Raw genomic sequence first — 11,996 nt, 5'->3', positions numbered from 1 at the left:
TCTCATCACGTCAGCTCCTACCCCGTCACTCCCGGGCCTGTCTCATCACGTCAGCTCCTACCCCGTCACTCCCGCGAAAGCGGGAGTCCAGGACGGACACTCCAACCGCGACTGGATTCCCGCGTTCGCGGGAATGACGGGGAAGAATCGGAATGACCCATTCAAGGCGTCAGATCCGCCTGCCGTAACAGATCCCGGATGTAGTTCCCGGGAATGGCATAACTGATGCCGCTGGGCCGATCCAGCGCCCGCTCCCGCCCCTCCTTCACGAACACCATGTTCAACACCCCCACCACCTCGCCGGTCGCGGGCCGGTACAGGGGGCTGCCACTATTACCGGGATAAGCCGAGGCATCCAGCTGAAACACCACATAGGGATCACGCAGGCGCCGGATCACCCGGGGATCCAACTGCTGGGTGGAATGCATGGGCATGGCAACCGGCGTGATGGCGGAAACAATCCCCACATGAGTGGCCGGCACCAGCCCCAGCATGGCGCCGATGGGAAAACCGGTGAGTGCCACCGTCTCACCTTCCCGCAGGCGGTCGGAGTTACCCAGGCGCAATGCGGGCAGAGGCGCCCCCTCGATTCTCAACAACACCAGATCCCGCAACGGGTCAGAAGCCACCCGCTCCGCCCGACGCATTTCGCCGGAATCCCCCGAACCGGGAATGAAAACCGCCAGATGCTCCCGGTTGGCCGTATCGATGGTCAGGGGAATCACATGGTCATTGGTGATCACATGACGCCCGTCGGCCACCGCAAATCCCGTCCCCATCAGATTGGCCCGGGGCGAACGGGTCGGCTGGAAAGTCCCCACCCCCACCACGGAGGGCTTGACCCGGGCGATGGCATCGGCCAACTCCGATGCCGCCACCGACAGGGGCATCACCAGCAAGAGAACCAGAATCCACCAGCCGAGAGGGCGAGAACGCGGGGATGAGCGATGATTCGTCGACAGGTTTTTCACAGCGTCCGCTCCATGATTGCGCTTGGCTTTGATTATAGACCTCCTGCAGAATGCCTGAAAAACAGCGCGAGGCCCCCATGGACAGCACCTACCTCCTGCACCATCTTCCCTTCGCCGCCGGCGAACGCAACCCGGAAGCCCCCGCCCTCACCCACGGCGACACCACCCGGACCTACGGGCACACCACCCAGGCCATCCGGGATTTTGCCGCCGCGCTGGCCTCCATCGGCCTCACTCGCGGAGAACGGGTGGCCGTCTACCTGGAAAAACGCCTGGAAACCGTCATCGGCATCTTCGGCACCAGCGCGGCGGGGGGCGTCTTCGTGCCGGTGAACCCGATTCTCAAGCCCGACCAGGTGGCCTACATCCTGCGCAACTGCAACGTGCGCATCCTGATCACCTCGCCCGCCCGCCTCGGCGGCCTGCGGGAAGCCCTGGCGGACTGCCACGATCTGCGCCACATCATCCTGACCGAAGCCCCCGGCGACATGCCCGACCTGCCCGGCGTCGACCTCCATGGCTGGCCCGAACCGGGCGGCCACGCCGACTACCGGGAGCCGCGCATCATCGACACCGACATGGCCGCCATCCTCTACACCTCCGGCAGCACCGGCGGCCCGAAGGGGGTGGTCCTGTCCCATCGCAACATGGTCATGGGCGCCAAAAGCGTGGCCCAATACCTGGAAAACCACGCCGACGACACCCTGCTGGCCGCTCTGCCCCTGTCCTTCGACGCGGGATTTTCCCAACTCACCACCGCCTTCCATGCCGGCGCCCGAGTGGTCCTGCTCAACTATCTACTGCCCCGGGACGTACTCAAGGCCCTGGTCCGGGAACGGGTGACCGGCCTGACCGCCGTACCGCCCCTGTGGATTCAGCTCACCCAGCAGGACTGGCCCGAGGGCATCGACGAACACCTGCGCTACATCGCCAACACCGGCGGGCGCATGCCCCTGGCCACCCTGCGTCGACTGCGGGATACCCTGCCCCGCACACGCCCCTATTTAATGTATGGCCTCACCGAAGCCTTCCGCGCCACCTACCTGCCGCCGGAAGAGGTGGATCGACGCCCCGACTCCATCGGCAAGGCCATCCCCAATGCCGAAGTCCTGGTCCTGCGGGAAGACGGCAGCCCTTGCGCCCCCAACGAACCGGGAGAACTGGTCCAACGGGGCGCCCTGGTGGCCCAGGGCTACTGGAACGACCCAGACAAGACCGCCCGCCACTTCAGGCCCCTGCCCGCCCTGGCCCCGGGCCGCGAGCCCGGCCTGGTCCTGCCCGAGATCGCCGTCTTCTCCGGCGACACGGTGCGATACGACGAAGACGGCTATCTCTACTTCATCGGCCGTCGGGACGAGATGATCAAGACCTCGGGCTACCGGGTCAGTCCCACGGAAGTGGAAGAAATCCTCTACGCCACCCGGCTGGTAGGCGAATGCGTGGCCTTCGGCATCCCCGACGACACCCTGGGCCAAGTCATCGCCGTCATCGCCACGCCGCCGACGGCGGACGCGACCCTGGATGTGGACGCCCTGCTGGCCCAATGCAAGGCCCGCATGCCCGCCTACATGGTCCCGGCCCGCATCCACGCCCATGACGGCCCCCTCCCCCGCAACCCCAACGGCAAGCTGGACCGCAAGGCGCTGGCCGGCGCATGGTCTGCGAAGGCATCGGACAACAAATGAACAAACCCGCCCCCACCCACACCCCCATGACCCAGTTCCCCGTCCGTGACGGCGAACTCACCATCGGCGGCATGCCGCTCACCCGGCTGGCCGCCCGCGTGGGGCAGACGCCCTTCTACGCCCATGACCGCGGCCTGCTCACCCAGCGCGTGGCGCAACTGCGGGAACAACTCCCCCGGGGCATCCAGCTTCACTACGCCATGAAGGCCAACCCCATGCCCGCCCTGGTCTGCCACATGGCCGGCCTGGTGGACGGCATCGACGTGGCCTCGGCCGGAGAACTCAAGGTGGCCCTGGACGCCGGCGCCGATCCCGCGGACATCAGCTTTGCCGGCCCCGGCAAACAGCCGCTGGAACTGCAACAGGCCGTGGCCGCCGGCATCCTGGTCAACATCGAATCCTTCCGGGAAATCCCCCTCCTGGCCCAGGCATCGGAACAGCTGGGCCTTCCCGCCCGGGTGGCGGTACGGGTCAACCCGGACTTCGAACTCAAGAGTTCCGGCATGAAGATGGGCGGCGGCCCCAAACAGTTCGGCGTGGATGCCGAGCAGGTGCCGGACCTGCTTCAGGCCATCGGCAACGCCGGGCTGCACTTTGAAGGCTTTCACCTGTTTGCCGGCTCCCAGAACCTGCAAGCCGGCGCCATCGTCGAGGCCCAGCAAAAAAGCTTTGAACTGGCCTGCCGACTGGCCGAACACGCCCCGGCACCGGTCCGGTTCCTCAACCTGGGGGGCGGCTTCGGCATCCCCTACTTCCCCGGAGAACGCCCCCTGGATCTGGCCCCCATCGGCGACAACCTGGCCACGCTCCAGGCAGAAGCGGCCCGCCGCCTGCCGGAGGCGGCACTGGTGATCGAACTGGGGCGCTACTTCGTGGGCGAGGCGGGGATCTACGTCTGCCGCATCCTGGATCGCAAGCTCTCCCGCGGCCACCCCTACCTGGTCACCGACGGCGGCCTGCACCAGCACCTGGCGGCCTCGGGCAACTTCGGCCAGATCATCCGCAAGAACTACCCGGTGGCCATCGGCAACCGCATGGACGAAACGGAGATGGAAACCGCCTCGGTGGTCGGCCCCCTGTGCACCCCTCTGGACCTGCTGGCCGACCGCATGACCCTGCCCAAGGCCCGCCCCGGCGATCTGGTGGTCATCTTTCAGTCAGGCGCCTACGGCCTGACGGCCAGCCCGGAAAAATTCCTCGGGCATCCGGGCATTCCGGAAATCCTGGTCTGACCAGGCAACCAACATAGGGAAGCACCATGGATGAAACCCTGGATCTGAGTCCGCTGCAAAATGCCATCATCTCGTTTCGAGAGGCCATGGCCATCGTCAGTGACAGCACCTGGTTCCAGTCACAGGCGCCCGCGGTCAGAAACACCCTCATCGCCGGCGTGATTCAGAATTTCGAGTTTGTCTACGAACTCAGCATCAAGATGCTACGTCGACAGATGGAACTGGAAGCAGCCAGCCCTGAAGAAATCGATAAAAGCAATTTCAGAGACCTGCTGCGAAGCGGAGCCGAAAAAGGCCTGATCGGTGACGTGGAAGCCTGGTTTCAGTATCGCACCCTGCGCAACATCACGGCCCACACTTACGATCAAAAGAAAGCGGCCATCATCCTCCAGGCATGCCAGGACTTTCTTCAGGATGCGCAACACCTGCTGGAACAGCTCAATGCCCGCAACCCGTAGGCCTCCCATCGACATCGAGCCCCGTCACTGGGCAATCGTATCCGACATCCTTTGCCGGCACCTGCCGGACACGGAAGTCAGGGCCTTCGGCTCCAGGGTCACCGGCAGGACCAAGCCCTATTCGGACCTGGATCTACTCATCATGCCCAGAACGCCCATAAGCCTGCGACACCTGGGCTTGCTCCAGGAGGCCTTCAGCGAATCCGAGTTGCCCTGGAAGGTTGACCTTGTGGACGGCTCCACCATCAGCGACACGTTCAGACTCGCCATCGTCCCCCAGTCCATCCAGATTCACCCCCCCGAACAAACCCCGGATCCGGTGGCTCAATCCCCGGGAAATCCGTCACCGACCTCACTGAACGAGGGCGCTCCGGGGCAGGATAATCCCGAATCCCCCGCAAGCCCCACCAGACCGCCCCACAGGCCTGCCAGCCCACCCAGGCCGCCGCCGCCGCAATCCAGACACTCGTAGGATCCGGCCTCAGCCCCGCCATGAACAGCTTGCCCGACTCCATCACGACGGCCAGCGTCATCGCCAACGCGACAGCGACCCATGGACCACCCAAGGGCGTGACGCCCCGCGGCCCCCAACGCCACAGCCACATCATGATGCCCACGGGGGCATACATCACCAGATGCAGCAGCACACTGCCGATTGCCGCCGCCTCCGGCACCACATAGTGATACCAGAACGGCAAGAATCGCATCGATTCCAGCTTTTCCGATACCGCCCCCGCCTCCAGAACAAACCCCTTTCCGCCCAGATTGAGCAACACCATGAGCGCCAGGTAAGGGATCAACGAAAGCATCACCACCGGCCGCGCCCAGTGACGCAGCCGGTCCGGACTGAAATGACCGCGCCACACAAACAGCCCGATCCCCAGGACCACCCCCAACGCCCGGGAAAGGGCAGACCCACCCTCGGCAATGCCGGAAATCGTCAGAAACTGCCCGATTTCCACCCACACGCCAAACATCATTGCGGCAACCACGGACAGGAAGAATCTCCCCCAGCCCGAGACAGCCGAAAAATGCCCCCTCATCCACCACCCCACCAAGATACCGACAGGCAGGGTCATCACCACAACCATGCTCCGCAGCACCCACCAGCGCAGGCCCGCATCCTCAGAGACGGGCGCCCGCCAAAGTCCCCAGCCATTGGATTCCAGCTTACCCACCCACTCCTGCCAGGAAACGATGAAATCCAGCGGCAACCAGGCAAACAACACGTAGGCCACCCCATAGATCACCAATCCTCTTCGCAACGCGGTCAACCCACCCTGGCGCAGCGTTGCCAACCACCGGCGTCCCGGCCCCGACAATCCATACCATGTCAGCACACCCACCACGCCACCCATGAAGTTGCCGCTCATATCCAGCAGGGACGGCTCTCGCCGGGGCAACCAGAACTGCAGGAACTCCACCGTCGCCGTGGTCGCCAGGGCCAGCAGGACCACGAACAGCCCCACCAGGCAACGCCCCAGGAAACCGCGCACATAACCGGACAACCAGGCCGTCCAGAACAGCCCGAGAGGCACGAACATGAGGATATTGGCCACCCACTGCTGCCGCGCCGAGGCACGCATTTGCGGGACATCCAGACTGGTGAAATGTGCCCAGGCCTGGGCAACACTCTGGTTACCGAAATCAAACGGCATCAAGGTGGCGTAGAGCACCGCCAGCAGTGACAACCAGGCAGCCACCGCAAAATTAACCCCCTTTCGAGGCACATCAGCCAATGGAGATCTCCATCCAGAATCGGTCATGATCAGGCGGTTGTCTGAATATATGGCAGAACATCCCATATCCGTTTACGCTGAACCTGTCGTTCCGAATCGACAGGCCACCCAACCCGCGGATACCTGACGGATGATGGCACCACCCAAAACGCCAAAACACCCCACCGGGCACCACCTACCGCCGCTACTCCTGCTGCTGTTGTTGCTGCTCCTGCCCATCAGCCAGTCACTGGCCGCCCAGCCCCATACCATCACCACCACCGCCGAACTGCAGACCGCACTGAGGGCAGCGGCACCCGGCGACATACTCTCACTCATGCCGGGCGACTACTTCGTAACGGATTTCAGACTGCGCCAGGGCGGTACCCGGGATGCCCCGATCATCATCCAGGCCGCCCTGCCGGGCACGGCCCGACTCTGGACCAACCAGCAAACCCTGTTCACGGTGGAAGCCGGTCACTGGCAGTTCCGCGGCCTCGACATCCAGGGTGGCCCCCAGACCCGCCACGCCCTGCTCATCCGCGACTCGGCCAGCCACATCACCATCCTCAACAACCGCTTCCAGAACTTCGACATCCCCATCCAGGGCACCGGTCCGTCCTCAGACATCACCGACCAGGGACAGTCCGTACTGATTCGGGAAAACGTCTTCATCAACGACGCCCCCCGCACCGGCCACGCCCAGCCCGCCGCCGTCGAACTCAACCGGGGCCGCCACTGGCGTATCGAGCGCAACTTCATCGCCGACATGGCACACCAGTCGAACAGCGCCGGCAGAATCGGCGCGGGCCTGTCCATCCGTGGCGACACCCGGGGACTTCACATCGACAGCAACCTGATCATCTGCCAGTGGCAACACACCCAGGGCCACCGCCTGGGCATCCACATCCAGGACGGCCCCGCCCCATACCAGCAACGAAACACCCACAGCAGCCGCATCACCAACAACCTCATCCTCAACTGCCCCGACGAGCCAGGCATCTACCTCACCAATGCCGGCCAACCGGACATCAGCAACAATACGATCTACAACGCCTTCGGCATCCAGGCCCGGTTTCCCGCCACCTGGGCGGATACCGCGGACAACCTGATCTCGGGCACCCTCTGGGAACGGGACGAAGGCCATGCCGTACAGACCAACAACCTGGAAACCGGCCGCTTTGCCCTCGCCAACTACCTGCCGGTCATCAAGCACCGCCTCGGCGCGGGCGCGGACGACACCGGCCCCATCAGGGGGCTGCTGGCCACCACCCTGGACAGCCTGGGCAACGGCCCCGCGGGCAAGGGGCTGGGGCGATTCGAGCGATGGTTTTATGCCCCCGATCAGGGGGATTTCCTGCTCAGGGACGGCTCGCGACTATTCGACCAGGGCAGTGCGCCACCCCGCATAGGCCACGACTTCTGCGGACACCCCAGACAAGGGCGCAGCGACATCGGCGCCATCCAGTACCAGGCCGGGCACTGTGACGTGCTGGACGAACTGGAACACCGCCACGGCATGCTCTTCACCCACCTGCTCCTGCCCCCCCGGCGGATACCCGCCATTACCATGGCGGAACCGGATGCGCCCACCACCCTGCCGACACCCCGTCGCATCCTTCAGGCCACGCCGGAGAACTTCCGCCAACTAGCCAGGCAACTCCAGCCAGGTGATCGCCTGGAACTGGCCCCCGGCATCTATTCCGGCCAGCTCAACCTGCACCACATCCAGGGCACCGCGGAACACCCCATCGTCATCACCGGTCCGGAAACCGGCACACCCGCCCTGCTCCAGGCAAGGAACAACCAGCGCACCATCAGCCTGGTCAATGCCGCCCACATCACCATCCGGCATCTCACCCTGGACGGCCAACAGCAAAACGCCGACGCCATCGTCGCCGAAAGCCACAGCCACTTCACCCACCACATCACCCTGGAACACCTGCACATCCACAATTACGACGGTGCCCAAGGGCATAACGGCATCACCACCCGCAGCCCCGCCTGGGGCTGGATCATCCGGCACAATCATATCCATCACGTGGGCACCGGCATGTATCTGGGCAGACCTGATGGAAGCGGCCCCTTCATTGGCGGGCTGATCGAGCACAACCTTATCGAAGACACCCTGGGCTACAACGCCCAGATCAAACACCAGACCCAGCGCCAATGGCTACCGGGCATGCCCACCCAGCCGGGACACACCATCATTCGTTACAACACCTTCAGCAAGGCCCGGCACGGCAACAGCGGCAACCAGGCGCGCCCCAACCTGCTGGTGGGCCATTTCCCCGAAACCGGCCTGGGGCAACATGATCGCTACCTGATCCATGGCAACCTGTTTTACCAGAACCCCTACGAACGCCTGTTCCAGGGCGAGGGCAATATTGCCCTGTACAACAACCTGTTCGTGAACCACTACAACGACGCCCTCATCGTCCGTCCCCACAACCACCTGCCCCGGGAGGTCCACATCCTGCAGAACACCCTGGTTGCACAGGGTTTCGGTATTCATGTCGACCGCCCCCAGCAGGGCTACGAACAGGTCGTCGCGGGCAACGCCGTCTTCGCCGGCACCCCCCTGATCCTGCCCCGCCGGGTCAGAAACAAGGACAACCTGACCCGCAACATGGGACAGGCAGACATCTATTTAAGGAACCCATGGGGCAATCTTGATACCCTGGACCTCCGCCCTGTCGAAGGCAAACTTGAGCGCGGGCAGACGCGGGAACAGCAGTGGGACTTTCCTCATCTGGGGCGGGATTACAATCACAGCCCAAGACGATGAAAGACAACGGAGTTGCTGTACCAAACCCCGCACCCCTCGGGGAGAGCGGTGACTCCCTTCCCCTCATCCCAAACCCATCTCCCCCAAGGGGAGAAGGGCCTGGCTGAACCTGGGTTCCTTCACGACCGCCTATCGCCGAAAAATCCCCGTCAGGGTAAGCTACCGTCTTGCGCCATGGAACATCTCGAATTGCCTGACCCGGGCGCCCAAAGCCAAGGAGACCTCATGTCGTCCATCCGCCCCATCCTCTGCGTCGTCGGCGCCCGCCCCAATTTCATGAAGATCGCCCCCATCATGCGGGCCTTCGCCGCGGCAGAGATACCGGCCCTGCTCCTGCATACCGGCCAGCACTACGACGCCGACATGAATGACGCCTTCTTCCGCGATCTGGGCATCCCCCACCCGGACATCAACCTGGAAGTCGGCTCGGGCACCCACGCCCAGCAAACCGCGGAGATCATGCGTCGGGTGGAACCGGTCCTGGATCAGCATCAGCCCGCCGCCATCCTGGTGGTGGGTGATGTCAACTCCACCATCGCCTGCGCCCTGGTGGCCGCCAAGAAAGGCGTCCCCGTCATCCACGTGGAGGCCGGGCTGCGCAGCCGGGATCGCACCATGCCCGAAGAAATCAACCGGGTCCTGACCGACCAGATCTCCGACCTGCTCTTCACCACCGAGCGCAGCGCCCTGGACAATCTGAAACAGGAAGGCATTGACCCGGAGCGGGTGCACTTCGTCGGCAACGTGATGATCGACACCCTGCACTACAACCTGCGCCAGGCCATGCCGGCGTCAGACACCCTAAAGGCCCAGGGCCTGGATGCCGGACTCATCGACTCACCCGCGGGCTATGCCCTGCTCACCCTGCACCGCCCCTCCAATGTGGATGACCGGACCGTGCTGACCGGCATCACGGACTGCATCAACCGCATCGCCCGTGATCTGCCCATCATCTTTCCCATTCACCCGCGCACCCGTGGCCGTCTGATGGAATTCGGCCTGCTGGACACCCTGGACCCCCGTCGCGTCCTGTGCACCCCGCCCCTGGGGTATCTGCAACTGCTGGGCCTGATGCGGGAGGCCCGCCTGGTCCTCACCGACTCCGGCGGCATACAGGAAGAAACCACCGCCCTGGGCATTCCCTGCATCACCCTGCGCCACAACACCGAGCGGCCCATCACCGTCACGGAGGGCACCAACACCCTGGTGGGCAACCAACCGGAAGCCATCATGGGAGCCGTCACCCAGGCGCTGGCACAACCGGCAAAGTCCGGACGCATCCCCGAATACTGGGACGGCAAGGCCGCGGAACGTATCGCCGCCGTACTCAAGGGGTGGTCGCCGGATCGGACGTAGGCACACGCGCTGCCGGGGGTGGCGGCGGATCCTGCAGGGCATGCAGCCAGCACAGGGTGCTTGCCGCCACCTGATCCCGCCACTGCGCGCGGGAAAACGTGTGATCGGCCCCCTCGATGTGCATCACCACCCCCTGCCGCAGCAATGAAGACCAGACCGGGTCCTGTTCAACGACCCGCTCAAACCGGCGGGCCACCAGATCACGGCCACTGAGCAACCACAGTACCGGCCGCTTCGACCGCAACACGGCGTCCCGCAGTTGCCCGGACAGGGAAGCACCGGTTTCTACCCCATCACCGCGTCTGAACACACGCTGACACAGGCCCAGCAACTCACCACCGGATCGGTGCCAGGACACCCGCCCACGCCACACCTTGCGCCAGAACCCCCGATCAAGAAAACGCCTCAGATAATAGTGCTTCAACACCACCCCGGCATCCTCCCCCACCTCACCCAGCCAGGGATTCAGCAACACCAGCCCGGCTACCCGGGCATCCTTGGGGGCATAGACACCTGCTGCCCAGGCACCATCACACAACCCCCAGAGCACCACCTGCCGTACCCGCGGCACCGCCTTCAGCAAGGCATCCACCGCGGCCCGGATATCGTCGTCCACCGACTCAAACCCGCGCGATTCGCCCGAGGCATCCCCACAGCCACGAAAATCAAAGCGCAGACAGGCAAACCCGGCACCGGCCAGATACCGGGACAACAATAGAAACTGGCGATGACTCCCCACCCGATACTGGGGGCCACCCACCACCACGATCACCCCCACATCGCCGACCGGCCCATCCGGCACCGCCGCCACCCCCAGCAACTCATCATCACCGCAGGGAAAACACAGCGCCCGCTCGGTAAACGCACTCACCGGACTGCCTCCAGCGACTTCAGAAAATTCAGAGACCCATCACACAAGGCGGGTGCCACCATGATCTCCCGTGACTGCCAGAACCGAGGACCATCCACCGCCGACACCCATACCGGCACCTCCAGCGCCCGCCATGCCTGCGCCAGACGCTGGACACCTCGCCCCGGCACGCCGCCGGCGGCCACCTCCAACAACCCCACCGGGGCCTGAAACCCCTCCGGTAGCACCAGCTCGGCAGCCGACAGCCCCGCCGCCAGCGCCGGCCCAAGGGAATATCCCGCCACTTCCACCCCCTCACCAGCTTCCAGCGCCAGCCTGAGCGACTCAACCACTCCCGAGGCCTCTCCGCCCTCCAGCATCCCGGCCATGGCCCTGAGCCGCAAGAACTCGTTCAACTGCCGCCGCCCCTGCGTCACCGGTTGCCAGAAAAGCAAAGGCACCGATCTCTCGGTGCCCTTCAACCAGTCCGCCACCAGCAATGCGCCCGCCCGCAAGGACCACAACACCCGGGGACCGGCACAGTCCGCGTCCATCCACGCCCAGGCCCTGTCCAGATCCTCAAGCCAGGAATCCCAGTGCGCCTCCCCGAAGTCTCCGGCACTGTCGCCGCAGCCATGGAGATCCATCTGCAGGACCACCCAACCTGCCCGGGCAAAGGACCGTGCCGCCAGACCGATCATGCGGCGGGATGTATTCAGTTCCTCGGCAAAGGCCGGGACATGAATGATCCCGCCAACAGGACCCCCCTCGGGTCGGGTCACCAGACAAAAGCGCCGTCCGGTACCGTGCCCCAGAAAAAAGGCCTCCCGCTGCATGGCCAACACCCTCACATCAAGCGGAATCCGCGAGTTTTGCCTCGACAAAGTTCACCAAAGAACCAACCGTCTCAAAGGTCTCTCCCTCGATTTCATCATCGG

The 11,996-nt window shown here is 64.4% G+C and carries 9 protein-coding genes and 1 pseudogene; 6 read left to right on the top strand and 4 right to left on the bottom strand.

Annotation, left to right across the window (positions count from 1 at the left end; translation table 11 throughout):
* Positions 1-161: 161 nt before the first annotated feature.
* Entirely contained in the window at positions 162-890 is a 729-nt protein-coding gene (locus LQ952_RS13775; RefSeq protein WP_238623203.1) for a S1C family serine protease, read from the bottom strand.
* 158 nt (positions 891-1,048) lie between these two features.
* Between LQ952_RS13775 and LQ952_RS13770 the strand changes: the two genes are divergently transcribed.
* The 4 genes and pseudogenes from LQ952_RS13770 to LQ952_RS13755 all read left to right on the top strand — a co-directional run.
* Positions 1,049-2,656, top strand: a complete 1,608-nt coding sequence (locus LQ952_RS13770) for an acyl-CoA ligase (AMP-forming), exosortase A system-associated (protein ID WP_238623202.1) — start codon at positions 1,049-1,051, stop codon at positions 2,654-2,656.
* Complete coding sequence (locus LQ952_RS13765; RefSeq protein ID WP_238623201.1) at positions 2,653-3,888, top strand: pyridoxal-dependent decarboxylase, exosortase A system-associated; 1,236 nt, start codon at positions 2,653-2,655, stop codon at positions 3,886-3,888. The genes LQ952_RS13770 and LQ952_RS13765 overlap by 4 nt, the downstream gene beginning before the upstream one ends.
* A gap of 26 nt (positions 3,889-3,914) precedes the next feature.
* Positions 3,915-4,346, top strand: a complete 432-nt coding sequence (locus LQ952_RS13760) for a nucleotidyltransferase substrate binding protein (protein ID WP_238623200.1) — start codon at positions 3,915-3,917, stop codon at positions 4,344-4,346.
* Positions 4,303-4,578: pseudogene (locus LQ952_RS13755) on the top strand (nucleotidyltransferase family protein); the annotation flags it as partial. The gene LQ952_RS13760 and the pseudogene LQ952_RS13755, both read left to right, overlap by 44 nt.
* A 25-nt stretch (positions 4,579-4,603) precedes the next feature.
* On the opposite strand, the gene LQ952_RS13750 reads toward LQ952_RS13755, so the two are convergent.
* Positions 4,604-6,049, bottom strand: a complete 1,446-nt coding sequence (locus LQ952_RS13750; protein WP_238623199.1) for a VanZ family protein — start codon at positions 6,047-6,049, stop codon at positions 4,604-4,606.
* Positions 6,050-6,218: 169 nt separating this feature from the next.
* Here LQ952_RS13750 and LQ952_RS13745 point away from each other — a divergent pair, with 169 nt between their 5' ends.
* Both LQ952_RS13745 and wecB read left to right on the top strand, forming a co-directional pair.
* Positions 6,219-8,852 carry a right-handed parallel beta-helix repeat-containing protein gene (locus tag LQ952_RS13745; protein ID WP_238623198.1) on the top strand — a complete coding sequence of 878 codons (2,634 nt, stop codon included), beginning with the start codon at positions 6,219-6,221 and terminating at the stop codon, positions 8,850-8,852.
* A gap of 225 nt (positions 8,853-9,077) precedes the next feature.
* Complete coding sequence (gene wecB, locus LQ952_RS13740) at positions 9,078-10,208, top strand: non-hydrolyzing UDP-N-acetylglucosamine 2-epimerase (protein ID WP_238623197.1); 1,131 nt, start codon at positions 9,078-9,080, stop codon at positions 10,206-10,208.
* Here wecB and LQ952_RS13735 read toward each other — a convergent pair.
* Together LQ952_RS13735 and LQ952_RS13730 are read right to left on the bottom strand one after the other, a co-directional pair.
* Complete coding sequence (locus LQ952_RS13735) at positions 10,180-11,079, bottom strand: hydrolase 1, exosortase A system-associated (RefSeq protein WP_238623196.1); 900 nt, start codon at positions 11,077-11,079, stop codon at positions 10,180-10,182. The genes wecB and LQ952_RS13735 overlap by 29 nt on opposite strands.
* Complete coding sequence (locus LQ952_RS13730; RefSeq protein WP_238623195.1) at positions 11,076-11,894, bottom strand: hydrolase 2, exosortase A system-associated; 819 nt, start codon at positions 11,892-11,894, stop codon at positions 11,076-11,078. The genes LQ952_RS13735 and LQ952_RS13730 overlap by 4 nt, the downstream gene beginning before the upstream one ends.
* Between the last annotated feature and the right edge of the window lie 102 nt (positions 11,895-11,996).

The organism is Ectothiorhodospira lacustris, from assembly GCF_022227785.1.
GTDB classification, from domain to species: Bacteria; Pseudomonadota; Gammaproteobacteria; order Ectothiorhodospirales; family Ectothiorhodospiraceae; genus Ectothiorhodospira; species Ectothiorhodospira lacustris.
The sequence above is the reverse complement of the archived record's forward strand: the minus strand, read 5'-3'. Positions and strand labels throughout refer to the sequence as shown.